The sequence below is a fragment of the Massilia sp. Bi118 genome (assembly GCF_918697865.1).
Taxonomy (GTDB): Bacteria; Pseudomonadota; Gammaproteobacteria; order Burkholderiales; family Burkholderiaceae_D; genus Telluria.
In genome coordinates, this window is the sequence record NZ_CAKKMV010000006.1 from 59,416 (window position 1) to 82,657 (window position 23,242).

The 23,242-nt window shown below is 63.0% G+C and carries 28 protein-coding genes and 1 tRNA gene; 12 read left to right on the forward strand and 17 right to left on the reverse strand.

What is annotated here, in order from left to right; all coding sequences use genetic code 11:
• Positions 1-10: 10 nt before the first annotated feature.
• The 9 genes from gspK to gpmA form a co-directional block, all read right to left on the reverse strand.
• Entirely contained in the window at positions 11-1,084 is a 1,074-nt protein-coding gene (gene gspK, locus LQV39_RS10425; protein WP_230025079.1) for a type II secretion system minor pseudopilin GspK, read from the reverse strand.
• Complete coding sequence (locus tag LQV39_RS10430; protein ID WP_230025081.1) at positions 1,081-1,755, reverse strand: type II secretion system protein J; 675 nt, start codon at positions 1,753-1,755, stop codon at positions 1,081-1,083. Before LQV39_RS10430 ends, gspK begins: the two co-directional genes overlap by 4 nt.
• Positions 1,752-2,129 (reverse strand): type II secretion system minor pseudopilin GspI, encoded by a 378-nt coding sequence (gspI, locus tag LQV39_RS10435; protein ID WP_230025083.1) that lies wholly within the window; start codon positions 2,127-2,129, stop codon positions 1,752-1,754. The genes LQV39_RS10430 and gspI overlap by 4 nt, the downstream gene beginning before the upstream one ends.
• An 8-nt stretch (positions 2,130-2,137) precedes the next feature.
• Positions 2,138-2,608: a type II secretion system minor pseudopilin GspH gene (gene gspH, locus LQV39_RS10440; protein ID WP_230025085.1), complete on the reverse strand. Its 471-nt coding sequence runs from the start codon at positions 2,606-2,608 to the stop codon at positions 2,138-2,140.
• A 33-nt stretch (positions 2,609-2,641) separates the two neighbouring features.
• The gene (gene gspG, locus LQV39_RS10445; RefSeq protein ID WP_290368571.1) at positions 2,642-3,091 is read right to left on the reverse strand and encodes a type II secretion system major pseudopilin GspG; all 450 of its coding nucleotides are present in this window, start codon (positions 3,089-3,091) and stop codon (positions 2,642-2,644) included.
• Positions 3,092-3,223: 132 nt separating this feature from the next.
• The gene (locus LQV39_RS10450; protein ID WP_230025087.1) at positions 3,224-3,988 is read right to left on the reverse strand and encodes a molybdopterin-synthase adenylyltransferase MoeB; all 765 of its coding nucleotides are present in this window, start codon (positions 3,986-3,988) and stop codon (positions 3,224-3,226) included.
• Positions 3,989-3,998: 10 nt separating this feature from the next.
• The gene (locus LQV39_RS10455) at positions 3,999-5,477 is read right to left on the reverse strand and encodes a S41 family peptidase (protein WP_230025089.1); all 1,479 of its coding nucleotides are present in this window, start codon (positions 5,475-5,477) and stop codon (positions 3,999-4,001) included.
• Between the two features lie 16 nt (positions 5,478-5,493).
• A complete protein-coding gene (locus LQV39_RS10460) occupies positions 5,494-6,930 on the reverse strand; it encodes a murein hydrolase activator EnvC (RefSeq protein ID WP_374199422.1) in 1,437 nt (478 codons plus the stop codon).
• Between the two features lie 2 nt (positions 6,931-6,932).
• On the reverse strand, positions 6,933-7,679 hold the full coding sequence (gpmA, locus tag LQV39_RS10465) for a 2,3-diphosphoglycerate-dependent phosphoglycerate mutase (RefSeq protein WP_230025091.1): 747 nt from the start codon (positions 7,677-7,679) through the stop codon (positions 6,933-6,935).
• Between the two features lie 93 nt (positions 7,680-7,772).
• On the opposite strand from gpmA, the gene LQV39_RS10470 reads away from it, so the two are divergent.
• The 5 genes from LQV39_RS10470 to LQV39_RS10490 all read left to right on the forward strand — a co-directional run bounded on the left by LQV39_RS10470 (position 7,773) and on the right by LQV39_RS10490 (position 10,735).
• A complete protein-coding gene (locus LQV39_RS10470) occupies positions 7,773-8,177 on the forward strand; it encodes a rhodanese-like domain-containing protein (RefSeq protein WP_230025093.1) in 405 nt (134 codons plus the stop codon).
• Between the two features lie 19 nt (positions 8,178-8,196).
• Positions 8,197-8,466 (forward strand): glutaredoxin 3, encoded by a 270-nt coding sequence (gene grxC / locus LQV39_RS10475; protein ID WP_230025095.1) that lies wholly within the window; start codon positions 8,197-8,199, stop codon positions 8,464-8,466.
• Positions 8,467-8,618: 152 nt separating this feature from the next.
• Positions 8,619-9,092 carry a protein-export chaperone SecB gene (secB, locus tag LQV39_RS10480; RefSeq protein ID WP_230025097.1) on the forward strand — a complete coding sequence of 158 codons (474 nt, stop codon included), beginning with the start codon at positions 8,619-8,621 and terminating at the stop codon, positions 9,090-9,092.
• 115 nt (positions 9,093-9,207) lie between these two features.
• Complete coding sequence (locus LQV39_RS10485) at positions 9,208-9,663, forward strand: SH3 domain-containing protein (protein WP_230025099.1); 456 nt, start codon at positions 9,208-9,210, stop codon at positions 9,661-9,663.
• A 25-nt stretch (positions 9,664-9,688) separates the two neighbouring features.
• Positions 9,689-10,735 carry an NAD(P)H-dependent glycerol-3-phosphate dehydrogenase gene (locus LQV39_RS10490; RefSeq protein ID WP_230025101.1) on the forward strand — a complete coding sequence of 349 codons (1,047 nt, stop codon included), beginning with the start codon at positions 9,689-9,691 and terminating at the stop codon, positions 10,733-10,735.
• Between the two features lie 60 nt (positions 10,736-10,795).
• Here the strand turns inward: LQV39_RS10490 and LQV39_RS10495 are convergent, their stop codons facing one another.
• The 4 genes from LQV39_RS10495 to mscL are packed head-to-tail and all read right to left on the reverse strand — an operon-like array spanning position 10,796 to position 13,532.
• Complete coding sequence (locus LQV39_RS10495) at positions 10,796-11,179, reverse strand: cupin domain-containing protein (RefSeq protein ID WP_230025103.1); 384 nt, start codon at positions 11,177-11,179, stop codon at positions 10,796-10,798.
• 13 nt (positions 11,180-11,192) lie between these two features.
• Positions 11,193-11,885: a DUF2461 domain-containing protein gene (locus LQV39_RS10500; RefSeq protein WP_230025105.1), complete on the reverse strand. Its 693-nt coding sequence runs from the start codon at positions 11,883-11,885 to the stop codon at positions 11,193-11,195.
• A 27-nt stretch (positions 11,886-11,912) separates the two neighbouring features.
• Positions 11,913-13,088, reverse strand: a complete 1,176-nt coding sequence (locus LQV39_RS10505) for a Do family serine endopeptidase (protein WP_230025107.1) — start codon at positions 13,086-13,088, stop codon at positions 11,913-11,915.
• Positions 13,089-13,097: 9 nt separating this feature from the next.
• Positions 13,098-13,532 carry a large conductance mechanosensitive channel protein MscL gene (gene mscL, locus LQV39_RS10510; RefSeq protein WP_230025109.1) on the reverse strand — a complete coding sequence of 145 codons (435 nt, stop codon included), beginning with the start codon at positions 13,530-13,532 and terminating at the stop codon, positions 13,098-13,100.
• A 254-nt stretch (positions 13,533-13,786) separates the two neighbouring features.
• Between mscL and petA the strand changes: the two genes are divergently transcribed.
• From petA to LQV39_RS10540, 6 genes are all read left to right on the forward strand, one after another.
• The gene (petA, locus tag LQV39_RS10515) at positions 13,787-14,401 is read left to right on the forward strand and encodes a ubiquinol-cytochrome c reductase iron-sulfur subunit (protein WP_230025111.1); all 615 of its coding nucleotides are present in this window, start codon (positions 13,787-13,789) and stop codon (positions 14,399-14,401) included.
• Position 14,402: 1 nt separating this feature from the next.
• Positions 14,403-15,812 carry a cytochrome bc complex cytochrome b subunit gene (locus tag LQV39_RS10520; protein WP_230025113.1) on the forward strand — a complete coding sequence of 470 codons (1,410 nt, stop codon included), beginning with the start codon at positions 14,403-14,405 and terminating at the stop codon, positions 15,810-15,812.
• Between the two features lie 21 nt (positions 15,813-15,833).
• Complete coding sequence (locus LQV39_RS10525) at positions 15,834-16,595, forward strand: cytochrome c1 (protein WP_230025115.1); 762 nt, start codon at positions 15,834-15,836, stop codon at positions 16,593-16,595.
• Positions 16,596-16,686: 91 nt separating this feature from the next.
• Positions 16,687-17,298, forward strand: coding sequence for a glutathione S-transferase N-terminal domain-containing protein (locus tag LQV39_RS10530; protein WP_036231132.1), 612 nt, complete (start codon positions 16,687-16,689; stop codon positions 17,296-17,298).
• A 90-nt stretch (positions 17,299-17,388) separates the two neighbouring features.
• Positions 17,389-17,907, forward strand: a complete 519-nt coding sequence (locus LQV39_RS10535; RefSeq protein ID WP_230025117.1) for a ClpXP protease specificity-enhancing factor — start codon at positions 17,389-17,391, stop codon at positions 17,905-17,907.
• Between the two features lie 21 nt (positions 17,908-17,928).
• Positions 17,929-18,004: transfer RNA gene (locus LQV39_RS10540), tRNA-Thr, on the forward strand.
• A 65-nt stretch (positions 18,005-18,069) separates the two neighbouring features.
• On the opposite strand, the gene LQV39_RS10545 is transcribed toward LQV39_RS10540, so the two are convergent.
• The 3 genes from LQV39_RS10545 to LQV39_RS10555 are packed head-to-tail and all read right to left on the reverse strand — an operon-like array spanning position 18,070 to position 20,640.
• A complete protein-coding gene (locus LQV39_RS10545; RefSeq protein ID WP_230025119.1) occupies positions 18,070-18,684 on the reverse strand; it encodes a TadE/TadG family type IV pilus assembly protein in 615 nt (204 codons plus the stop codon).
• Positions 18,671-19,144, reverse strand: coding sequence for a TadE/TadG family type IV pilus assembly protein (locus tag LQV39_RS10550; protein WP_230025120.1), 474 nt, complete (start codon positions 19,142-19,144; stop codon positions 18,671-18,673). Before LQV39_RS10550 ends, LQV39_RS10545 begins: the two co-directional genes overlap by 14 nt.
• Complete coding sequence (locus tag LQV39_RS10555) at positions 19,141-20,640, reverse strand: pilus assembly protein TadG-related protein (RefSeq protein ID WP_307727841.1); 1,500 nt, start codon at positions 20,638-20,640, stop codon at positions 19,141-19,143. Before LQV39_RS10555 ends, LQV39_RS10550 begins: the two co-directional genes overlap by 4 nt.
• 160 nt (positions 20,641-20,800) lie before the next feature.
• On the opposite strand from LQV39_RS10555, the gene LQV39_RS10560 reads away from it, so the two are divergent.
• Positions 20,801-21,400 (forward strand): hypothetical protein, encoded by a 600-nt coding sequence (locus LQV39_RS10560; RefSeq protein ID WP_230025124.1) that lies wholly within the window; start codon positions 20,801-20,803, stop codon positions 21,398-21,400.
• Positions 21,401-21,411: 11 nt separating this feature from the next.
• Here LQV39_RS10560 and LQV39_RS10565 read toward each other — a convergent pair whose 3' ends face one another.
• Positions 21,412-23,238 carry a hypothetical protein gene (locus tag LQV39_RS10565; protein WP_230025126.1) on the reverse strand — a complete coding sequence of 609 codons (1,827 nt, stop codon included), beginning with the start codon at positions 23,236-23,238 and terminating at the stop codon, positions 21,412-21,414.
• Positions 23,239-23,242 lie beyond the last annotated feature (4 nt).

Here is a 23,242-nt window from a genome sequence, read left to right on the forward strand (position 1 = left end):
CTTTCTTTTTTTAATACTGGCGGATCCAGACCACCTGCGTGCCGCCACCGGCAATCAGCGTCGGAAAGCGGTGGATCAGCGCCTCGGCATCCAGGGCCGCGCGGTCCAGGCGGATGCGGCTGTTCACCAGGAACCAGTCGCTTCGCACGCCCGCCGCGTTGGGCGTGATCGGCCTGCTTTGTCCGATCTCCGACGAAAAATAATTCATGTCGCGCCAGGCCGCGCGCTGCCGCCGCACGACCAGCGAATTCGCTTCCGACACCGACATGTTCGGCATCAGCGACGCCAATACTTCCGCCGGCGCCGTGTTGACGTTCACCGGCGTCACCTCCGGCAGCACGATCACGAAGGGCCGCAGGCGCTCGACCATGGCCGGCGTGAAGCCCGGCACCGTCAATAAATCATCCACCGCCAGGAACTTGATCGGCGAACCGGCCACGCTGCTGCGCGCGGCGCGCTGCGCCGCCGTCGTACCTGTGCCGCCACCTGCAGCGCCCTCGCCTCCCGCCGCGCCTGCGCCCGCGCCGCCGCCCGTGCCATCCGGATTCGGCGCCCCGCCCTCCGGCGTCACCGTCTCCAGCGGCTGGCCGGCCGCCACGAACGCGGCGGCCCGCCCCGCCAGCTGCTGGTCCATCTGCAGGTTGCGCAGCAGGCGCCCGAACACTTCGGTCTGCTGGGTATCGACGATGCCCTTGTCAGCCAGATTGCGTAAATTGTAACGCGAGCAGGCGTCGATAATGTTACCCGACAAGGTCGCGTCGAAGTTTTCTCCTTCGACCCGTTCGCGTTCGATGTATTGGTCGAGCCGGGTTTCGGCCAGCGGCGTGGCCCAGACCTGGTCGAGGGCGGTGAAATCGCGGTGGTCGAGGCCGTCCTGGAAAAGCACCAGGCTGGCCCAGTCGAGGGCGCCGCGCAGGATCCACTTGGTCTGCAGGTGCAGGCGCTGGTTTTCCATCGAGCGCACCTGCACCTGCTGCTGCCAGAACAGGCTGGCGACGATCGAGATCGCCAGCGTGGTCAGCAGCAGCGCGGTAATGACGGCGACGCCGCTTTCGCGCAGTCCCCGCATGCGTGGCCGGCTCATGGTTCCCCCAGCAGGAAAGACTTGGTCATCGGTACTTGCTGCCCCTGCACCTGCAGCGCCACCTGCATGCCGGTCGGCGGCAGCGGCACGGTATTCGGATCCTGCTGCTGGGCCTGGCCGCCGGCGGCCGCAGCAGCTGCCGCGGCGCTGCCGGCATTCGCGGCGCTGGTCGACTGGCGCCAGGCCTTGTTCTCCCAGGTCAGTATCTGCATGCCGGCCACCCCGGACTGCAGCGCGACGGCGCCGCTGGTGTCGGTGTCGCTGACCGCGGCCTGCCACAGGCCATCGAGCTGGACCAGGTCGCGCACGCCCGGCGACTCGCGCCGCACCAGGGTACCGTTGACGATGCGATAGGCCACCACCTGCAGGCGCGAAGGCTGGTTTTCGGTGAACACCTCGCGCACCATCGTGAAGCGGTCGGTACCCGTCAGCAGATACGGGCGGCGTTCGAGCACGTCGCGTCCGGCGATGTGCTCGCAGTCGCTCTGCATCTGCGCAAAGGCCAGCTGCATGCCGCGCGTGGTTTCCATCTGGTTCGTGAGCGCCACACGCGCGCGGATGATGCCATCCAGCCCGCGCCAGCCGAGCACGGCGACGATCGCGAGAATGCTGATCGCCACCAGCAACTCCACCAGGGTAAAACCGCGCTGCCGCTTCAGTTTTACGCTCATAGACGCGGCCTCAGCACGAGTTGGACCAGTTTGACGATGCGCCGGTTCGGATTTTCGATGTCGAAAACGGAGACTTCGACGCGGCGCAAACGTGGGTTCGGACTGGAGAACACTTCTTCCTGGCAGACCAGGTGCAGATCGCCCTGCGCGCAATCGAAGCCGCGCTTGCCAATTTCCGGGAATTCCTTGCCCAGGCGGATTTGCACGAGCCGGTTCTCGGCCGACCAGGTCGCCATCATCGAGGTCCGCAGGCCGCTGCTGTTGGCGGTCAGGCTGCCGACCGCGCGCAGGCCGGCGCCGAGGGCCGTGCCGACGATGACCAGGGCCACCAGCACCTCGAGCAGCGTGAATCCACCTGAGCGCAAGGTCTTCATGCGGGCTTTCATTCGACGGTGAAATGGCCGACGCCATCGGCGCGGATGGCCACGCGGTTGCCGCCGGTCGCCAGCACCAGCACGAAGGGTTTATCGACCGGCTCGCGGCCGAAGGTGATGCGCAGCGGATTCACGGTGCCGGCGCTGGCCGGATCCAGCAGCAGGGTCAGCGGGCCGTTCTTGAAGTCGCGTTCGCGCAGCAGATCGTCGCCGGTAATCAGATCCCAGCGCGTCTCGTTGCGCACCAGGAAGTGATAGCGCTCGGGCGTGGCCTCGAAGGTGACCGGGCGGTTGCGCACGATGGCCTCGTCGCGCGCCAGCTGCAGCAGCAGGGTCAGGCGCTGGGCTTCTTTCTGCAGGTCCTGCTGCGGGTTGGGCATGGCGTTGAGCGAAGCCATCCCCAGCGTGATGCCGATGATCACCATCACGACCATGATCTCCACGAGCGTGAAGCCGCGGGTTCGCGCGTGCTTGGTCATCGGGTCGATTCTCCGCAGGCTGCAAGGCTCCGCTTATTTATCCCAGGAGCCGACGTCGGCATCTTCGCCGGCGCCGCCCGGCTGGCCATCCGCGCCCAGCGAGAACACGTCGATCTCGCCGTGCAGACCCGGCTGCAGGTACTGGTAATTGTTGCCCCACGGGTCCTTCGGCAGCTTCTCGACGTAGCCGCCCTCTTTCCAGCCATTGGCGGCCGGGCCGGTGGTCGGCTTCTGCACCAGTGCGGTCAGGCCCTGCTCGGTGGTCGGATAGCGCTGGTTGTCCAGCTTGTACAGTTTCAGGGCCTGCATCAGGGTCGCGATATCGGTCTTGGCGGCGGTCACGCGCGCCTCGCCGGTACGGCCCAGCAGCTTGGGCACGACCAGCATGCCGAGGATGCCGATGATGACCACGACGACCATGATCTCGACGAGGGTGAAACCGCGCTGGCGGCGCCGCTGCATGCGATGCGAAATGTTCTGCATAAAATAATGATGGTTGGTGGTCGAAAGAGGCTGAATCAAACTAGTATAAGGCCGAATTGTGTAAAACCGTCACTCGGAAGACTTTCCAATTGTAAGCCAGGGGCAAGCCTGACGGAATGCCTGGCGGAATCGCTAGCCGCGCTGCTGTCCGCGTTCACTGCAGACCGGGCAGGCATGATTGCGCCCGACCTGCATCTCGGTCCATTCCATGGCGCGGCCGTCGAGCATCAGGAGGCGCCCGACCAGCGGCTGCCCGCAGCCGGCCAGTAGTTTGAGGGCCTCGGCCGCCTGCACGGCGCCGATCACGCCGACCAGCGGCGCGAACACGCCCATGCTGCTGCAGGCCACGTCCTCGAAGCGGCTGTCCTCGGGGAACAGGCAGGCATAGCAGGGAGACGACGGGTCGCGCACGTCGAACACCGAGACCTGGCCGTCGAAGCGGATCACGGCGCCCGCCACCAGCGGCACGCCCGCCGCCACGCAGGCGCGGTTGACGGCCTGGCGGGTGGCGAAGTTGTCGCTGCAGTCGAGTACGACATCGCTGTCCGCTACCAGTTCCCGCAGCCGTTCGCCGCTCACGCGCTCGCGCAGGGCAATGACGTCGATCTCGGGATTGATCTGGAGCAAAGCCTCACGGCCGGACTCGACCTTGGGCTGGCCAATGCGCGCCGTGGTATGCATGACCTGGCGTTGCAGATTGGTGAGATCGACCTCGTCGTCGTCGACCAGGGCGATGCGCCCGGCGCCGCTCGCGGCCAGATAGAGCGCGGCGGGCGAGCCGAGACCGCCGGCGCCGACGATCAGGACGCGCGCGCCCAGCACCCGCTCCTGTCCCTCGATGCCGACCTCGTCGAGCAGGATGTGGCGCGAGTAGCGCAGCAGCTGGCGGTCGTCCATGTTTCCCCGATTACTTCTTCGGGCTGCCCTTCACCTCGGGCGGCTTCTGCTCGGTGCCCGGCAGCCTGGCCGGCGCCGGGGCGTCGTCGAGCGGGTCGGCCTTGGCCAGTTTCACGGGCAGGCCCTTGAAGTGGTTGATGGCCTGGGCCAGCTGGAAGTCGTCCTTGCCGCCGAACTCGGGCGCCTTGCCGCTTTTGAGGATCGCCAGCGCACGCTGTTCTTCCTCGAGCTCGTCGCGCTTGGCGCTGACCGCGTTCGGCTTGGCTTCGCCTTCGTTCGACAGGTGGCGGTCGAGGTCGGCTTCGCGCACGCGCAGGGCGTTCAGGCCGTCGCCTTCCGGGGTCTCGTCGACTTTCAGGTCGGGGACGATGCCCAGTGCCTGGATCGAACGCCCTTTCGGGGTGTAGTAGCGCGCGGTGGTCAGTTTGACGGCGGTGTTCTCGGTCAGCTGGCGCAGGGTCTGCACCGAGCCCTTGCCGAAGGTCTGGCTGCCCATCACGATGGCGCGCTTGTAGTCCTGCAGGGCGCCGGCGACGATTTCCGAGGCCGAGGCCGAGCCGGTGTTCACCAGCACCACCATCGGCACCGTTTTGAGGGCCGCCGGCAGCTTGGCCAGCGGATCGACGCCCGGCCTGGCGTAAAAGTCGCGGCGGCCGTAGAAGGTGGCGTTCGATTCCGGCAATTGCCCCTTGGTCGAGACGATCACCTCGTTCTGCGGCAGGAAGGCGCTCGACACCCCGATCGCGCTCGGCAGCAGGCCGCCCGGGTCGTTGCGCAGGTCGAGCACCAGGCCCTTGATGTTCGGGTTCTGGGCGTACAGTTCCTTGACCTTGGCGGCCAGCTCGTCGACGGTCTCTTCCTGGAACTGGCTGATGCGCAGCCAGGCATAGCCCGGCTCGACCAGCCTGGCCTTGACGCTGGCCACGCGGATCTCTTCGCGCTCGACCGGCACCACCCAGGGCATGTCGGCGCCGCGGCGCGCGATGGTCAGCAGCACCTTGCTGTGCGGCTCGCCGCGCATGCGCGAGATGGCCTCATCGAGGGTCAGGCCCTTGACCGGCACGTTGTCGATGCGGGTGATCAGGTCGCCGGCCTTGATGCCGGCGCGGAAGGCGGGCGTGTCCTCGATCGGCGAGACGATTTTCACGTAGCCGTCTTCCATCGCCACCTCGACCCCGACGCCGACGAATTTCCCTTGCACGGATTCGCGCATCTCCGCGAAATCCTTTTCGTCGAGGTAGACGGAATGGGGATCGAGCGAAGCGACCATGCCGGCGATCGCGTCCGACAGCAGTTTCTTGTCTTCTACCTTCTCGACGTAGTCGCTCTTGATCAGCCCATAGACATCGGCCAGCTGGCGCAGCTCGTCCAGCGGCAGCGGTGCTTCGGCGCCCGCCTTCTGCGCCATCGCCGAGAACTGGACCGAGGCCGCTACGCCGGCCACCATGCCGAGGCCGACCAGACCGAGGTTCTTGAGTTTGTTGCCCATTGCTGTTCCTAAGTACCTAGAATTTGACCCAGCCGGCCGGATCGATCGGTTTGCCCAGATGCCTGAGTTCGAAGTATAGACCCGATTCTCCGTTGCCGCCGCTGCTGCCCGCACTGGCGATGACTTCGCCGGCCTTGACCGAATCGCCCACGTGCTTGATGAGGGTTTCGTTGAAACCGTAGATGGACAGGTATTCGCCGCCGTGGTTGACGATGATCATATTGCCCCAGCCGCGCATCCATGCCGCATGCACGACCCGGCCCGGGCCGATGGCGCGCACGTCGGTCCCCTCCGGCGCCTTGATGAACATGCCCTTCCACACCGGGCCGTCGGCGCGCTTGGCGCCGAAACGGGCGGCGATGGTGCCGGAGATCGGCGCCATCAGGCGGCCGCGCAGGCTTTCGAAGGTGCCGCTCGGCAGGTCGGCGGCGAGGGCGGTGTCGGCGGATTTCGCCGGCCTGGTCTCGGCCGGCTGCTCGGCCACCTGCGGTTCTTCTTCCTTGACCGGTGGCGGCGGTTTATACGGTTTGCCGGCCTTGGCCGCTTCGCGCGCCAGGCGTTCGCGTTCGGCCTGCTGCTCCCTGGCGCGGGCCAGGGCGCGCGCTTTCGCTTCGGAAGCGGCCTTGGCGCGTGCGGCGGCCAGGGCCTGCTGGCGCTTGCGCTCTTTCTCGGCAGCGATTTCTTGTTCGCGGATCAGTTTCGTCAGGCGGTCGACCAAGCCGCTCATGCGCTGGGCGTCCTGCTCCAGCTTGCTGGCTTCCTTGCGCTGGCTCACCAGCTTGCTGGACAGGTTGACGACCAGCGAAGCGTGCTTGGCCTTCTCTTTTTCCAGCAGCGCCTTCTGGTCGCGCTGCTCCTGGGCGATTTCTTCGAGTTCGTCCCTGGCGTTCTGGGTCTCGGCCTGGTTGGCCTCGACCGCCGCCAGGTTGGTGCGCAGCGAAGCCAGCAGCTTGGCCTGGGCCTGCGACACATAAGCCATCATCTGCAGGTCGCGGTTGATGCGGTTCGGGTTATCGCCCGACAGCAGCAACTTGATGCGGTCTTCATTTCCCGCCACGTATTGTTCGCGCAACAGCCTGGCCAGCTGCTGCTTTTGCAGCGCGATGGTCTGTACCAGGCGCTCCTGCTGGGAGGCAAGATCCTGCAGCTTGGTATTGGTCGCGGCCTGCTCGCCGGCCAGTTCGCGCAGCGAGCGGTTGGCGTCCGAGATCGCACTTTCCGACTCGGCCAGCTCGTCGGCCGCGTCTTCCTTTTCGCTCTCGGTGCGGCTGATGTCCTTCTTCAGCGCGTTCAGCTTTTGCTGGATGCCGGCGCGCTGGGCCTCGGCCTGCGCCTTCTGCTTGCTGCGCGCGGTCTGGCGTGGCGCTGCCTCGGCGGCTCCGATGGACAGCGCACAGGCCAGCAGGCCGCACAGCAGCGCGCTGCCGGCGGACTTCAATGCGGGAAATGGCAAGGTTACTTCGCTTTCCCTTGGTTGGCCACGGCGGCCATCGCGGCCGCGATCGCGTCCTGGTCGCCCAGGTAGTAATGGCGGATCGGCTTCAGGTTCTCGTCCAGCTCGTACACCAGCGGGGTGCCGTTCGGGATGTTGAGGCCGACGATGTCGGTGTCGCTGATGTTGTCGAGCATCTTGATCACGGCGCGCAGGCTGTTGCCATGGGCCGAAATCAGGATCTTCTTGCCGGCGCGGATGGCCGGGGCGATTTCCTCGTCCCAGGCCGGCATCACGCGCGCCACGGTGTCCTTCAGGCATTCGGTCAGCGGGATCTGGTCCTGGTCGAGGCCGGCGTAGCGCGGATCGTTGAACGAGGTGCGCGGGTCATTGGCTTCCAGCGCCGGCGGCGGGGTGTCGTAGCTGCGGCGCCAGACCAGCACCTGCTCGTCGCCGAACTTGGCGGCAGTCTCGCCCTTGTCCAGGCCTTGCAGGGCGCCATAGTGGCGCTCGTTCAGGCGCCAGTCGTTCTTGACCGGCAGCCACATCATGTCCATTTCGTCCATGGCCAGCCACAGGGTGCGGATGGCGCGTTTCAGCACCGAGGTATAGGCCAGGTCGAAGGTGAAGCCGGCTTCGCGCAGCAGGCGGCCGGCGGTTTTCGCCTCGCCCACGCCCTTCTCGGTCAGGTCGACGTCGGTCCAGCCGGTGAAGCGGTTTTCGAGGTTCCAGGTGGACTCGCCGTGGCGCATGAATACGATTTTGTACATAGACTCAGTGGGATAAGTAAGTTGGAAGAAATACGGATTCAGCTTCTATTTTATAATGCGACGATTCAATTCAGTTCAACCGACGGAAACTTCGTGAAATTCATCCTAGACCATATCTTTGTTGTAGCGATCGCCGTGATTTCCGGAGGCGCCCTGCTGTGGCCGGCGCTGGCTCCGCGCGGCCGCCGTGCTTCCCCGCTCCAGGCGACCCAGATGATGAACCGCGGCAAAGCCACCGCCGTGGTCGACGTGCGCAGCAGCGAGGAGTTTGCCGCAGGGCACCTGCGCGACGCAAAACACATTCCGCTGGCAGACTTGGGCAATCGCATTGGCGAATTGGACAAGTCGAAAACCAAGACCGTGATCGTGGTGTGCCAGAGCGGCGCGCGCGCCGACAAGGCGGTGCGCCAGTTCCAGGCGGCCGGCTTCGAAGACGTCTACGCACTGGAAGGCGGTCTTGCGGCCTGGACGGCTGCCGGCCTGCCCGTGACCAAATAATCGTACGAAAGGATTGCTTATGACTGCCCATGTCGTTCTCTACCACACCGCAAGCTGCCCCTACTGCGTGCGCGCCGAGCGCCTGCTGGAAGCCAAGGGCGTGACCGACATCGAGCGCATCCGCGTCGACCTCGACCCGGAACAGCGCGCGATCATGATGCAGCGCACCGGCCGCCGCACCGTGCCGCAGATCTACGTGGGCGAGACCCACGTCGGCGGCTTCGACGACCTGTACGCGCTCGACCAGCAAGGCCGCCTGGACCCGCTGCTGCAGGGCGACGCGGCCTGATTGCAGGCTTAAAGCCACGCAAACGCCAGTAAACTGCAGGGTCGTCGGCAATGCTATTGCAACCGAATTGGTTTTGATACAATTGCCGACGCCTTGATATTCAAGCATGCGGCAGCCTTTGCTGTCCCTTACATACAAACTGAAAGCGTTCCATGGCTGACGAAAATCTGCAACCCGTGTTCCAAATCCAGCGTATCTACCTGAAAGATATGTCGCTGGAACAACCGAATTCCCCGGCAGTCTTCCTCGAGCAGGAAGCACCGACCATCGAGGTCTCGCTGGACGTTGGCGCCGAAGGTATCGCCGATGGCATCTACGAATCGACCGTGACCATCACCGTGACCGCCAAGGTCAAGGACAAGGTCGCTTTCCTGGTCGAAGGCAAGCAGGGCGGCATCTTCGAAGCCCGCAACATCCCGGCTGACCAGATGGATCCGCTGCTCGGCATCGGCTGCCCGAACATCATCTACCCGTACCTGCGCGCGAACATCGCCGACCTGATCACCCGTGCCGGCTTCCCGCCTGTGCACCTGGCCGAGATCAACTTCGAAGTGTTCTACCAGCAGCGTCGCCAGGCCCTGGCCGAGCAGGCTGCCGCAGCCGGCACCCCGGCCGCAAACCAGTAATTTGTCGTACCAGACGTTCCGGCCGGCCCCTTCGCGGGTAAGGCTGGAACGCCTTGCCGTTCTCTTTTCTGCCTTTTGGCGCGTGTTGCGCTGTTGTTCCCCCCAAAGGCCTGTCATGCTCTCCGCCCCACTTCGGCTACGTCTGATCGCAGGCAGCATCCTGATGCTGGTTTCCTGCACGGCCCTCGCATTCGATTTCAAGACCGTGGGCCCGCGTTCCGTGATCCTCTACGACGCCCCATCCGCCAAGGGCGGCAAGCTGTACATTGCCCCGAGCGGCATGCCGGTCGAGGTCATGCTGAGCTATGGCGAATGGGTCAAGGTGCGCGACGCCAGCGGCGACCTGGCCTGGACCGAAGCGCGCGGCCTGTCCGCCAAACGCAACGTGATCGTGCGCGTGGCCGGGGCCAGGGTGCGCGCCGCACCGGAAGAGAATGCCGCCGTCCTGATGACGGCCGATAAGAACGTCCTGCTCGAACTGGTCGATCCCGACGCCGGCCCGTGGGTGCGCGTGCGCCACCGCGACGGCATCAGCGGCTACGTCAAGGCCGCCGACGTCTGGGGCATTTAAGCCCCGCATCTCAGCCCGCTCCTCCATGCCCGATACAAAACAATCCCAACCCATCACTGTCCTCGGCGCCGGCGCCTGGGGCACGGCGGTCGCAATCGCGCTGGCCGCCCGCCACGACGTCCTGCTGTGGGGCCGCAACCCCGAGCAGATGGCCGCCACCGAAGCGGCGCGCGACAATGTCACCTATCTGCCCGGCCATCCGCTGCCGCCCGCCTTGCGCGTGACGGCCGATTTCGAGGCCGCGCTCGCCCACGTCACCGGGGCGGCAGCCGGGACGACGCCGCTGGTGATCGCGGCCAGTCCGGTGGCCGGTCTGCGTCCGCTGCTGCAGCAGCTGAAGGGGCGCGCCATCCCGAACATCGTCTGGCTGTGCAAAGGTTTTGAATACGAGACCGGCCTGCTGCCGCACCAGGTGGTGCGAGAAGTGCTCGGCGATACGGCGGCCGGCGCTCCGGTGCCCGGCGCGGCCCTGTCCGGCCCCTCCTTCGCCCAGGAAGTGGCGCGCGGCCTTCCCTGCGGCCTGACCGTGGCGTCGAATGACGCCGAACTGCGCGAGCGCGTCGTCTCTCTGGTGCACGGCGGCAGTGTGCGCGTGTATGCCTGCGACGACATGGTCGGCGTGGAAGTCGGCGGCGCCGTCAAGAATATCCTGGCCATCGCCACCGGCGCGGCCGATGGCCTGGGCCTGGGCCTGAATGCGCGCGCGGCCTTGATCACGCGCGGCCTGGCCGAAATCACCCGCCTCGGCGTCACGCTCGGCGCCCAGGCCAGCACCTTCATGGGCCTGACCGGGATGGGAGATTTGATCCTGACCTGCACCGGGGACCTGTCGCGCAACCGCCGCGTCGGCCTGGCGCTGGCCCAGGGCAAGCAGCTCGACACCATCGTCCGCGAACTCGGCCACGTGGCCGAAGGGGTGCCGTGCGCGAAGGCGGTGCGCGAGCTGGCGGCGAAGCTCGGCGTGGACATGCCGATCACGAATGCCGTGGCCGGCGTGCTGTTCGACGGGGAGTCGGTACAGGAGACCGTGGATCGTTTGTTGGCGCGCGATCCGCGAAATGAATTGGCGTAATTGACGTGGTGCGTGGGGCATTTCAGGCCACCGGCCTGAAATGCCCCACGGCCCATCGCGTCAGTTATTTGTTGCGCCGTTCGTATCGCGGCGCGTCGGACCGCCGCTGTTGTCGCCCGGGTGCAGCAGGATGGTCATCAGCGCTACCGCATCCTGGTTGGCGCGAATCGCATGCGGCTCGCCGCCGGCCAGGTAGACCAGTTCGTTCGGACGCAGGATGGTGGTGCGGCCGTGGGCCTCGAACGCGATTTCCCCTTCCAGGCAAAGCAGGGTCATTTCTCCCTCGACCCAGTGTTCCGGCATCGGCTTTTCCTTCGGCAGCACCAGCCGGATCAGCTCCATGTGGTCGGTCTTGATCAGTGCGATCGATGTGAAGTTCGCGATGTCGTCTTCGCCGCGCTCGAGCGCGATGCATTCGCCGGATCTCGCATGCTGCAAGGCCATGGTGGTTCTCCTTTTACTCTGTCTCTTCGAATACCTGCGGCACCCCGCGCAGCCAGTTCACCAGCGCGGTGGCGTCCTTGAATCCTTGCGCGAGCTGGGGCACCAGCTTTTCCGGAGCATTGATGTCGACCGGTTGCTCGATCCACACGAAATAGCTCTTCAGCTTGAGATATTCGACCAGCGGGTGGTTCGGATCGAAGCCTTTCGGCGGACGCTGCAATTTATCTTCCGGGTTCAGGTCGCCGTAGGTCTCACGCAGATGTTTATTCTTCAACATTTTGCCGAAGCCTGTCGCATCGTTGACCACGTGCTCGCGGATCGCCTTCAGGCGCGCCGCCGGCGGCAGGTATTCGCCGGCGCCGAACAGCAGGGTGCCGTTGGCTTCGATGTGGAAGTAATAGGTCGGGCCGCCGGCGGCGCTGGGACGGCGCTTGTCGCCGGGCGCGATGCCTGCCGAAAAGTGGGTTTTATACGGCGTTTTGTCGTTCGAAAAACGGGTGTCGCGCTGGAAGCGGAACATTGCCTTCTTCGGATTGCAGCCTGCCACCTGGCGATCGAATTTTGAGATTTCCTTGATCAGCTCCGTTACCGTTTCCTCGAATTCGGTCCGTAGGATGTCGTAGCGGGGCTTGTTCCAGAGGAACCAGGGGCGGGTGTTGTTGTCCTTGAGTTCAGTGAGGAATTGCGTCAGGTCGCGCAGATGCATAAGTTTTTCTTGTTCATTGAAGGGAAATCAGGGCGTCTGGCGCGGGCGGCGGCCGACCGTGACAGCCAGGGTCGCCTGGCGGTTCTTGCGCATGACCGTCATGGTCGATTTGCCGCCCGGCGCCAGCTCGGCGATCAGGTTCAGCATGTCGTTGGTGCTGGAGACTTTCTTGCCGTCCACCGACAGCAGGATGTCGCCCGGGCGCATGCCGGCACGGTCGGCCGGTCCGCCGCGCACCACCCCGGCGATGATGGCGCCGCTGTCGCGCGCGAGGCCGAAGCTGTCGGCGAGTTCCGGCGTGATGTCCTGGGATTCGATGCCGATCCAGCCGCGCACCACCTGGCCGTGCTTGATGATGGAATCGAGCACGGTCTTCGCCGTCGAGACGGGAATCGCGAAGCCGATGCCGACCGAGCCGCCGGTCTGCGAATAGATCGCGGAATTGATGCCGAGCAGGTTGCCGCGGGTGTCGACCAGGGCGCCGCCCGAGTTGCCGAAGTTGATCGCGGCGTCGGTCTGGATGAAATTCTCGAAATGGTTGATGTGCAGGTTGTTGCGGCCCAGGGCGGAGATGATGCCGAGGGTGACGGTCTGGCCCACCCCGAACGGGTTGCCGATCGCCAGCACGACATCGCCGACCCGCGCTTCATTGGGGTCGCCCAGCACGATCACCGGCAGTTTACTGGTCTTGATGCGGATGACGGCCAGGTCCGTCTCCGGATCGGTACCGACGATGCTGGCGGCAGCTTTACGGCCGTCGGCCAGGCCGACCTCGATCTCGTCGGCGCCCTCGACCACGTGGTAGTTGGTGAGGATGTAGCCGTCGGCGCTGACGATCACACCGGAACCCAGGCTGGCCATCTGTTCCTGCGGCGGCAGCTTGTCGCCGAAGAAGCGCTTGAAAAACGGATCCTTCAGCAGCGGATGGGTATCGCGCAGGGCTTTACTCGTCAGGATGTTGACGACCGCCGGCATGGCGCGGCCGGCCGCCTCGCGGTAGCTGCCGGGCGTCGGCATCCCCGGCCCGCCGCCCGGCGCCTGCAGCACCGGCACCGCCCGCCCCGCGCCGCCGACGCCGACCTGGACCGGCTCCCGGCGCAATGGCAGCGAGCTTATCCATTCCGGGCGCAGGGCCGCGATCACGGCATAGACGCCGAGGGCGATCGTGACGGTCTGCGCGAACAGGAGCCAGAAGCGCCGCATGGCCGGGACTTATCTGCTCTTCAGCGAGTCGCGGATCTCGCGCAGCAGCAGGACATCTTCCGGCGTGGCCGCCGGCGCTGCCGTCTTCTGCTCCTCCTCGTGGTGGAACGAATTCCGGAGCCGGTTCATCAAACGCACCATCTGGAAGATGACGAAGGCAAGGATCAGGAAGTTCAGGAGGATCGTCAGGAAATTACCGTAGGCCAGTACGGCACCAGCCTTCTGCGCTTCGGCCAGTGGCAGGCCGCTCGGTTGGTGCGCCAGCGGGATGTAATAGTCGGCGAAGTTAAGGTTACCGAACAGCATGCCGACTGGCGGCATGATCACGTCCTTGACCAGCGAATCGACGATGCGCCCGAAGGCCCCGCCAATGATCACGCCGACGGCAAGGTCCATCACATTGCCCCGCATCGCGAACTTCCTGAACTCTTCCATCATAGCCATCCCGATTCTCCTTATCGTTTTCGACATACCCCCGGCGATGATACCTGAAAGCCGGACTGTCCCTGCCGCGAGAGAGTTCCGATGCCGGCGTAGGGGGAAGCGGAAATGCACATTTGGAAGCCCTCATGACCCAAAGAACATTTTTTCTTTAATTTGCAAAACTGTTCACATATAATCGACTGTTGCAAAAAAGGTTTTTACCTGATTGCAATCTATTGCATTGCAGCATTTCGCATTTGACGAATGGAGTTGGTATGAGTGAAGAGAAGCAGGTCGATACCGGCCGGCGAAACTTGCTCGTGGCTACATGCGCGGCGGGTGGCGTTGTCGGTGTTTCAACGGCCGGAGTCCTGGTAAGTACTTTCCAGCCTTCGGAACGAGCAAAGGCGGCGGGCGCGCCGGTCGAGGTGGATATCTCCGACGTCAAGCCTGGCGAAATGAAAGTGGTGGAATGGCGCGGCAAGCCGGTCTGGATCCTGCGCCGCACCCCGGAAATGCTGGCGAGCCTACCCAAGAACGATAATCTGGTCGCCGATCCGAAATCCGACAAGCCTTACCAGATGGAAACGCCTTCCTATGCGAAGAACGAGACCCGTTCGCGCGCCGAGCACAAGGAAGTGCTGGTGGCGGTCGGCATCTGTTCCCACCTGGGCTGCTCGCCCTCTTCGCGCTTTGCCGAAGGTCCGCAGCCGAACCTGCCGGACGACTGGCATGGCGGCTTCCTGTGCCCCTGCCACGGTTCGACCTTCGACCTGGCCGGCCGCGTCTTCAAGAACAAGCCGGCGCCGGCCAACCTCGACGTCCCGCCGTACATGTACCTGGCCGATAACAAGATCGTGATCGGCAAAGACGAGAAAGGCGAGGCATAAGATGGGCGCTGCGTTCAAGGAAACCAAACTCCCGGCGGATGCCCCGAAGAGCCAGAAAGCCCTGGCCTGGATCGACGATCGCTTCCCGCTGACCAAGCTGTGGAACGACCAGTGGGGCCGCTACTACGCCCCGAAGAACTTCAACGTCTGGTACATCTTCGGCTCGCTGGCCATGCTGATCCTGGTGCTGCAGATCGTCACCGGCATCTTCCTGACCATGCACTACAAGCCGGACGCCGCCCTGGCCTTCGGCTCGGTCGAATACATCATGCGTGAAGTCCCGTGGGGCTGGCTGGTGCGCTACATGCACTCGACCGGCGCCTCGATGTTCTTCATCGTGGTCTACCTGCACATGACTCGCGCCCTGCTCTACGGTTCCTACCGCAAGCCGCGCGAACTGATCTGGCTGTTCGGCTTCGCCACCTTCCTGTGCCTGATGGCGGAAGCCTTCTTCGGCTACCTGCTGCCCTGGGGCCAGATGTCGTACTGGGGCGCCCAGGTGATCGTCAACCTGTTCAGCGCGATCCCGGTCATCGGCCCGGACCTGTCGCTGTGGATCCGCGGCGACTACGTGGTGTCCGACGCGACCCTGAACCGCTTCTTCGCCTTCCACGTGATCGCGATCCCGCTGGTCCTGCTGGGCCTGGTGGCAGCGCACCTGATCGCACTGCACGAAGTCGGCTCGAACAACCCGGACGGCATCGAAGTGAAGGAAAACGTCGGCCCGGACGGCCATGGCGTCGACATGATCCCGTCGCACCCCTACTACACCACCAAGGACTTGTTCGGGGTGTCGGTGTTCCTGTTCATCTACAGCGCGGTGATCTTCTTCGCGCCCGAGATGGGCGGCTACTTCCTGGAGTACAACAACTTCATCCCGGCCGATTCGATGAAGACCCCGCCGCACATCGCGCCGACCTGGTACTTCACGCCTTTCTACTCGGTGCTGCGCGCCACCACCTCCGACTTCATGTGGGTGGTGATGGCCGGCGTGGCGGCCTACGTCGTGTTCATCTGGCTGCGTTCGCGCCTGTCGTACAAGACCAAGGTCGCCATCACCGCGATCGCCGTGGTGCTGGAAATCGGCATGCTGTTCCTGGATGCGAAGGTCTGGGGCGTGGTGCTGTTCGGCTCTTCCGTCGTGATTTTGGCCCTGCTGCCATGGCTGGACCACTCGCCGGTGAAGTCGATCCGCTACCGCCCTAGCTGGCACAAGTACGTGTACCTGGTGTTCGGTATCTGCTTCGTCGCGCTGGGCTACCTCGGCACCCAGCTGCCGACCCCGGCCTACACGCTGATCGCCCAGGCTTGCACGCTGATCTACTTCAGCTTCTTCCTGCTGATGCCGTGGTGGAGCGCTTCGGGCCGGTTCAAGGCCGTGCCGAATCGCGTGACGTTCACCCCGCACTGATCGCCAAGGAATAGGACAACCATGAAATTATCGAAGAAGATACTCGCGGTCCTTGCCTTGCTGCCGGGACTGGTCTTTGCGAACGAAGGAACTTTCCCGCTGGATCACGCGCCGGAACGCAACGACGTCGCCTCGCTGCAGAATGGCGCCAAGCTGTTCGTGAACTACTGCCTGAACTGCCATTCGGCGTCGGCAATGCGCTACAATCGCCTGAGGGATCTGGGCCTGTCTGAAGACCAGATCAGGAACAATCTGCTGTTCTCCGGCGAGAAGGTGGGCGACATGATGACCATCGCGATGCGCCCTGCGGACGCAAAAGCCTGGTTCGGCGCAGTGCCGCCGGACCTGTCGGTGATCACGCGCGCCCGCGCATCCGGCGCCGGTTCGGGTGCGGACTACCTGTACACCTATCTGCGTACTTTCTACAAGGACGACGCCCGCCCGACCGGCTGGAACAACATGGTGGTGCCGAACGTGGCCATGCCGCACGTGCTGTGGCAGCTGCAGGGCGTGCGCACCGTCAAGATGGTCGAAGAAGACGATCCGCACGAGCACGGCAAGAAGGTGCACAAGTTCGCCGGTTTCGAGCAGGTCAGCAAAGGCCAGCTCACGCAGCAGGAGTTCGATACCCAGGTGGCCGATCTGGTCGCCTACATGAACTGGATGGCGGAGCCGGCGCAGGATCTGCGCAAGCGCCTCGGTGCAATCGTGTTGCTGTTCCTTGCTTGTTTCGCTTTCCTTGCGTGGCGTTTGAACGCTTCTTATTGGAAAGACGTAAAGTGATTTGATTGCCCGGTTATAATGCGGGCAATTATTATCCTGGGGTGAGCCGCGTGGCGCTTCACCCCTTTGTTTCTTGAAGGAACTATAAACCATGATGGTTCTCTACTCCGGCACCACGTGCCCGTTCTCCCAGCGCTGCCGTCTGGTCCTGTTCGAAAAGGGCATGGACTTCGAAGTGCGCGACGTGGACCTGTTCAACAAGCCCGAGGACATCTCGACGATGAACCCGTACGGCCAGGTGCCGATCCTGGTCGAGCGCGAGCTGATCCTGTACGAATCGAACATCATCAACGAGTACATTGACGAGCGCTTCCCGCATCCGCAGCTGATGCCCGCCGACCCGCTGATGCGCGCCCGTGCCCGCCTGATGCTGTTCAACTTCGAGAAAGAGCTGTTCGTCCACGTGAACACGCTCGAGAACGAACGCAACAAGGTCGGCGACAAGAGCCACGACAAGGCCAGGGCGGAAATCCGCGACCGCCTGACCACCCTGGCTCCGCTGTTCCTGAAGAACAAGTACATGCTGGGTGACGAGTTCTCGATGCTGGACGTCGCCATCGCCCCGCTGCTGTGGCGCCTGGATCACTACGGCATCGAACTGTCGAAGACCGCCGCCCCCCTGATGAAGTACGCCGAGCGCATCTTCTCGCGTCCGGCCTACATCGAAGCGCTGACGCCTTCGGAAAAGGTCATGCGCCGCTAAGCTGCACCGTTGCACGCCAGTCGTTCGACGCCCTCCGGCGAATCGGATTACACTGGCGTGTAACAACTTGTAAGCAATCTGATCCTGAACATGCCAGACATTTCAACGAAGCCATATCTCCTCCGCGCCATCTACGAATGGTGCACGGACAGTGGCTACACGCCTTACCTGGCGGTCAAGGTCGACGCCGCCACCACGGTTCCGATGGAATACGTGAAGAAGGGCGAGATCATCCTCAACATCAGCTACGGCGCCACTTCCGGGCTGAAGATGGACAACGACGCAATCACCTTCCGCGCCCGCTTCAACGGCGTCTCGCGCGAGCTCTACATTCCGGTGCAGAACGTGCTGGCGATCTACGCCAACGAGAACGGCCAGGGGATGGCTTTCGATGTGAGCACGACGGCTGCCGACATGGCGCCGCCTGCTGCTTCCGCGCCGGCTTCTTCTCCATCGGCGGAAACGGCTTCTGCTGCTGCGCCTGCCGGCTTGTCGGCTGTGCCCGGCAAGGCTTCGAGTGCGCCAACTGCCGAGGTGTCGCATCTACCCGACGGCGACAACGAGCCGCCGAAAAAAGGTGGCCGCCCGACGTTGACCAGGATCAAATAAGGGTATAATTCTGGCCACATTGCCGGCTTAGCTCATCAGGTAGAGCAGTTGATTTGTAATCATCAGGTGGCGGGTTCGAGTCCTGCAGCCGGCACCAATAGAATCAAGCACTTAGCCCAGCCTTCATGGTTGGGCTTTTGCTTTTCTGGGTCCCGCAATTGCCTAGGGACAGGGAATGGATCCGAATGTGAAGCCTAACGTTTGCGCCGGCGCGATCGTCGTGGACAATGGCAGCTTCATCGAGGAAAGGTCGATCAGCGGGAAAATCATTTTGTAAGGAACGGGGGTACATTCGGCACCGCCGCCAGGTTGGCAGACCCGCACGCGGACAAAGCGGATGCAGCTTGCACCGTAGGGGTCGGTCAAACAGTTGAGCTTGTTTTTTGCGGGGCACGACGGCATTGGTGCAGCCGGCTGCAGCGTGAGCGCACCTGTGCCCGAATCGCGAGCCACAGACAAGTACTCGATCTTCAAGTGTGCAGGCGTGACCGGCTCACCCAAAACAAGATTTCCATCGACATCCGCGAACAATGCCGCTTTGCGTATGTTATCGATGCTTGTCTGGTCAAAATGCGAGTTCACCGCCGTGGCGGCCGCACGCCGGGTTACCTCCTGCAAGGTATTGAACAAGTAAAATGCGCGTGCTATCTCGAGAATACCAAAAACGATGATGAAAAAAACGATAGCGAGAAGCGCGAATTCGACAGCCGTCGAACCTCGTTGACGCCGCACCAGGCCAAAGCGCGGTTGGCGCAGTTTTTGATTACTTTCCGACATAAGCCATCACCGCGATAGGACGAATCTGGATGCTTTCGCTCTCGGAAAAGAAAGGCATCGGAAAACTTACGATAGCAAAAGTCTGAACGGCATCCGGCGTCGTGCTTCCGCTGCAGTTACTGAAGGCCAGATCAGGAAAATTCGGCGAAATCTTGTACCCGCAATTGAACGCGGATTCTATTGTCGTATCAGGAGAAAGGTCGGCAGTTTCGCGGGCCAGAATGTCGCTTGCCAAATTCAAGGCGGCCGGACTCTTGATCTCGGAAAGCGGCGCGCTCGCCAAATAGAGAGTCGCGTCATGTATGGCCTTCTGCACAGCCGTGTAATACCAGAAGAATCTCCCAAAGACGAATATGAACAATATCAAGGGAGCCAAAACTAATGCGATACAGACCGCGGCTTCCACCGCAACCGAGCCTTCCTGACGCTGCCGCGAGATATACTTGAACGGGCGTTTCATGGGTATAGCTCCACTTGTCCACCAAGCGCTTTTGGCGGCGCCAATCCAACAAATTCGGCGTAAAGATTCGACTCTGTCGCCGATACGGTCATAAAGAATTTTGCAATCGCCATCACCTCGGCAGTGGCAGGCGATCCCGAACCCACCGGACAACGAAGCAAGGGCACGTTCAATATCCGACGGTCAGCTATGCCTTTCAAACCGCTGGGCGACGGTTTCTTGATGAGTTTGTAAGGCGTCGCCTGATAGCTGAATCCGGATTTGACTTTCTGGTCTCCAGGCGTATAGAGAGTGGGCCAATCCGTTGCAGCGAATTTTGTGTAGCCACTTGTTGGCTCCGCTGTGCCGCTTACATATTTACCGTCTTTGACGACAGCCTGGGCATAGACCCATAGTGGGCCATACATGCCACCTGTTGTGGTGCCGGGGATCTCGTCTGTCGGCAGGTCCGCGACCGTGAGCAACTGCTTGGGACTTGCCCTGGTTCTCGTCTCCGCAGCTTGTGATGTCGGCTGACTATTCATCCAAGGAAATTCACTTGAATAAATGTACTCCTTAACATTGGTATCCGGCGGCGCAGTCGTAGAAACACATGGGGCGGTATATGAGTCGAAACGTGAGTTCAGTTGCTGGTACACCGAACTCAGGGGAAAATCGGACTCGACTGTAATATTGCCACCTGCCAGGGTGGGAATAGCAAGTGTTCCTGTGCAAACGAAAGGGCGGACGACATCCATTCTGCTCATTACGGATACGCCAGTTGTGCCCGGCAATGTAACAGGGTTAATCAGATAATTAGCGCCTTTGCTATCGTTCCTCGGGTTCAACTGCATCAGGTTATAACTCACGCCGCGGCGAAATCCATACTCGACGAGCTCGGTCCCCCGGGCTTGTCCGGGCGTGTCCGACATCGCACAGACGGCAAGCGGCATGACATTGATCGACGATCGTCCTGCAGTCGCAACACTGCCGATATGCGCGGTGCTGCCAACGGATGGGAGAACCCCGGCAAAAAATATCCCTACGTCGCTGTGTTGACTGGAAAGCCGGCTTGTGTCGACCCGAACGTAGAATAAGTTTGCTGCATTGCTTGGCTGCTTGGCTGCGGTCTCGTCCAGCCAGGTCGTGCCATACGGTGTCGCGCCGAAGCGAATCGCATCGTTCAGCCATTCGACCCTTTCAAGGTTGTAGGCGTAAAAATGCCGACTAGCCATTTGCGCGGCGGAAGCCAACGCCCTGGTGACACCGGTGTCTGTCCCATCCAGTTCTTTGGCCGCTGCGATCGCAATAGCATCTGCAGCCGTCTGCAATTCGACTTTGCGGTTATACATCCGGCTCAAGTCAATAGCCAGACCACAAACGCCCAATATGATCACAATCAACACGCCTGTCATTACCGCAAAAGCGCCGCTTTGACGCCGCAGTAGTAGCGGAGACTTACGCGACCGGTGCATGCGAGGGCATGGCACGACAATTTGGCGGTCTATCCCAGGCATCCGCGCCTCTCATATTGAATAGAGGTAATTTCTTTTCGAAAGCTCTCAGAAAATTCTACGGCTGGGCTAATCATCAAGTTTGAGGTATCGCAATCGATATATCTTTAAGAAAAAATCTAATATCACTCTAAAGAGATCGATCCTTACCGCGAGGGCCTAGATGATCAAATCCAGTCCAAAGTCGAGAAATTTGGCGACCAACAGTCTTTTTGGCGCGTTCTTCCTGACGCTATTTGGCTGGGGCTTGCTGCACGCCTGGGGAATACATATCCATGCACGTGTGTTCACGCACATTCTGTTGGCAATACCTGGACTTGCCCTGGCCGGGGTCACGATTTACCGTTACCGCCGGCATTGGCCAATTGACCACGGATCCAGGTTTCAGCTGGATTTCCGTGCCATCTCGTCTTGCCTGCTGCTTGCCGCAGCCGGCCTTGGGGTTGCCTTGTTTGTGATTGATGGGTCAATCTTTCTTCTTGCGCTAGTCGCCCTGGGCATGGTGCTTGTCCCCTGGACCAGGATTTCCGTATGCCGTACTCACTTCTTTATTTCTTCCGCAATACTGACGGCAGGCGCCGTGTCCGGCCTGGTCCTCTTGAGTGGATCAGTACACCCGCTCTACTATCCCCTGGCCGCCTGGATCCTCCTGGCGATTGCCTGTACGGCGGTGTTTTCTGCGGTCCTGACACATGGCGGCCGACTCGACAGGATGCCGATGTCGGGCTATTCCGCAATGACGAGCGCATCCCGCCTGGAATGAACCCAGGCAGGCTACAAGGCTGCCAGGGCCGGCATCCCCTGCTTGCCCAGCCAGGTCGTATTGAAGCGCTGCTGCACCAGCCGCAGCGAGGTGGTATCCCCCTTCAGCCGATACACCTCCATCAGCCCGCGCAGCGCCCAGCCATTGCTCGGCGTACGCGCCAGCGCCGCACGGAACACGTCCTCGGCATCGTCCAGCCGCCCGACCTGCAATAGCGCCACGCCCAGCGACTGCCGCGCCGGGTAATACCAGTAAGGCGGTTCCATATACGGCAGCTTGTCCTGCACCGTCACCGCCTCGCGGTAGGCCGCCAGCGCCACCAGATGGTCGCCCTGGGCATCGGCCAGGCGGCCGGTGGCGACGTATCTCGCGGTCCTGACGATGTCCTGGGCCGGCACGTTCCAGGCGGCGAAGGGTTTGAAGTCCGTGTTGCGCTCGATCGCCGCCAGCGCATCGATCTCGCGCCGGCTTTCCTTGACCATGCTCTTGCGCGCATAGCCGACCGCGCGCGCGTAGTGCCACATGGCTTTCACCAGCACCAGTTCCGGTCCCGGGTCGGGCAGCGCGATCAGCGTGTCCGGATCGCTGAACTGCACCTGCGAAAAATACGGCGCCGCCTTCACCGGCTGGATGCTCGGGAATTTCGCCACCAGTTCATGCGGCAGCGACTTGTCGAGTTTATTGGCCGCGTCGAGCGCGGTCTTGCCATCGCCGCCCATCAGCGCCGACACCATCACGAAGTGGATGTTGTGCGGGTAGTAGGCGCCCTTGTAGACCGGGTCGCTGCCCGAGCGGCCGAAGTAGCGCTCGTCGGTGGCGACGGCGTCGATATTCGCTGCCAGCGATTCCCTGTACATGCCGAGCCGGTAGTAGATGTGGGACGGCATGTGCACGATGTGGCCGGCGCCGGGGATCTGCCGGGCCAGCAGGCGCGCGGACGGCAAGGCCCGTTCCGGCGTCGACGAGGCTTCCACCGCATGGATGTAGTAGTGGGCGGCGCCGGGGTGGTTCGGATTGCGCTTGAGGACAGTCTCGAGCGCCGCGATCATCTCCGGCGTGCGGCCCTTCGGCTGGGTGCCGCCGGCCTGCCAGTAATCCCAGGGCGCGAGGTCCATCAGCGATTCGGCGTACAGCACCTGAATGGTGTCGTCGGCCGGCCAGGCGCGCGCCGCTTCTCCCATGGCGTCGGCATAGGCCTTGTCGAGGTGGGCGCGGTCTTCCACCGCCGTGTCGGCGTAGCGCTGGGCGACGGCGCGGATCAGCGCCTGCTCATGCGGTTTGGCGCGGCTTGAGAGCTGCAGGGCCTTCTGCGCCGCGGCATGGGCCGGGGCGACCGCATCCGGGAACATCGGCGCGTTGATGTTGGGGCCGAGCGCCAGCGCTTCGCCCCAGTGGCACATCGCGCAGTCGGGGTCGATGCGTGCGGCGGCGCGGAAGGCGCGCACGGCCTCGGCATGGTTGAAGGCAAAATTCAGGCGCAGGCCCTGGTCGAAATAGGCCTGGGCTTGCGGGCTGCTGGTGGTGACCGGCACGTGGAGCTTGCCGAGATTGTCATACAGCGGCGGCGGTGCGTTGTCGCCAGCGGCCGGCAAAGCCTGGCCCGGCCGGAAGGGCCGCGTTTCGGTCGGATAGGTTTGTCGAGGCGGCTGCTGGGCCTGCAGCAGGCTGGCCAGCAGCACGGGGCGTCCGGGCTGGGCCGCGGTGCAGCCGGCGCCTCCCGCGAACAATGGGTCGAAGGCAGGGCGCTGCGGGTCGCGTCCGGCCTGCGATGGCGATAAGCCCAGCAGCGAAACGAAGCCGGCGCCTGCCAGGGCCAGCAGGATTCGATGAGGTTTCATGGTG

Excerpts from the sequence above, each read along its gene's own strand:
- gspK (WP_230025079.1), bottom strand. The coding sequence starts at position 1,084 with ATGAGCCGGCCACGCATGCGGGGACTGCGCGAAAGCGGCGTCGCCGTC.
- LQV39_RS10430 (WP_230025081.1), bottom strand. The coding sequence starts at position 1,755 with ATGAGCGTAAAACTGAAGCGGCAGCGCGGTTTTACCCTGGTGGAGTTG.
- gspI (WP_230025083.1), bottom strand. The coding sequence starts at position 2,129 with ATGAAGACCTTGCGCTCAGGTGGATTCACGCTGCTCGAGGTGCTGGTG.
- gspH (WP_230025085.1), bottom strand. The coding sequence starts at position 2,608 with ATGACCAAGCACGCGCGAACCCGCGGCTTCACGCTCGTGGAGATCATG.
- gspG (WP_290368571.1), bottom strand. The coding sequence starts at position 3,091 with ATGCAGAACATTTCGCATCGCATGCAGCGGCGCCGCCAGCGCGGTTTC.
- LQV39_RS10450 (WP_230025087.1), bottom strand. The coding sequence starts at position 3,988 with ATGGACGACCGCCAGCTGCTGCGCTACTCGCGCCACATCCTGCTCGAC.
- LQV39_RS10455 (WP_230025089.1), bottom strand. The coding sequence starts at position 5,477 with ATGGGCAACAAACTCAAGAACCTCGGTCTGGTCGGCCTCGGCATGGTG.
- gpmA (WP_230025091.1), bottom strand. The coding sequence starts at position 7,679 with ATGTACAAAATCGTATTCATGCGCCACGGCGAGTCCACCTGGAACCTC.
- grxC (WP_230025095.1), top strand. The coding sequence starts at position 8,197 with ATGACTGCCCATGTCGTTCTCTACCACACCGCAAGCTGCCCCTACTGC.
- secB (WP_230025097.1), top strand. The coding sequence starts at position 8,619 with ATGGCTGACGAAAATCTGCAACCCGTGTTCCAAATCCAGCGTATCTAC.
- LQV39_RS10485 (WP_230025099.1), top strand. The coding sequence starts at position 9,208 with ATGCTCTCCGCCCCACTTCGGCTACGTCTGATCGCAGGCAGCATCCTG.
- LQV39_RS10490 (WP_230025101.1), top strand. The coding sequence starts at position 9,689 with ATGCCCGATACAAAACAATCCCAACCCATCACTGTCCTCGGCGCCGGC.
- LQV39_RS10495 (WP_230025103.1), bottom strand. The coding sequence starts at position 11,179 with ATGGCCTTGCAGCATGCGAGATCCGGCGAATGCATCGCGCTCGAGCGC.
- LQV39_RS10500 (WP_230025105.1), bottom strand. The coding sequence starts at position 11,885 with ATGCATCTGCGCGACCTGACGCAATTCCTCACTGAACTCAAGGACAAC.
- LQV39_RS10505 (WP_230025107.1), bottom strand. The coding sequence starts at position 13,088 with ATGCGGCGCTTCTGGCTCCTGTTCGCGCAGACCGTCACGATCGCCCTC.
- mscL (WP_230025109.1), bottom strand. The coding sequence starts at position 13,532 with ATGGCTATGATGGAAGAGTTCAGGAAGTTCGCGATGCGGGGCAATGTG.
- petA (WP_230025111.1), top strand. The coding sequence starts at position 13,787 with ATGAGTGAAGAGAAGCAGGTCGATACCGGCCGGCGAAACTTGCTCGTG.
- LQV39_RS10520 (WP_230025113.1), top strand. The coding sequence starts at position 14,403 with ATGGGCGCTGCGTTCAAGGAAACCAAACTCCCGGCGGATGCCCCGAAG.
- LQV39_RS10525 (WP_230025115.1), top strand. The coding sequence starts at position 15,834 with ATGAAATTATCGAAGAAGATACTCGCGGTCCTTGCCTTGCTGCCGGGA.
- LQV39_RS10530 (WP_036231132.1), top strand. The coding sequence starts at position 16,687 with ATGATGGTTCTCTACTCCGGCACCACGTGCCCGTTCTCCCAGCGCTGC.
- LQV39_RS10535 (WP_230025117.1), top strand. The coding sequence starts at position 17,389 with ATGCCAGACATTTCAACGAAGCCATATCTCCTCCGCGCCATCTACGAA.
- LQV39_RS10545 (WP_230025119.1), bottom strand. The coding sequence starts at position 18,684 with ATGTCGGAAAGTAATCAAAAACTGCGCCAACCGCGCTTTGGCCTGGTG.
- LQV39_RS10550 (WP_230025120.1), bottom strand. The coding sequence starts at position 19,144 with ATGAAACGCCCGTTCAAGTATATCTCGCGGCAGCGTCAGGAAGGCTCG.
- LQV39_RS10555 (WP_307727841.1), bottom strand. The coding sequence starts at position 20,640 with ATGCCTGGGATAGACCGCCAAATTGTCGTGCCATGCCCTCGCATGCAC.
- LQV39_RS10560 (WP_230025124.1), top strand. The coding sequence starts at position 20,801 with ATGATCAAATCCAGTCCAAAGTCGAGAAATTTGGCGACCAACAGTCTT.
- LQV39_RS10565 (WP_230025126.1), bottom strand. The coding sequence starts at position 23,238 with ATGAAACCTCATCGAATCCTGCTGGCCCTGGCAGGCGCCGGCTTCGTT.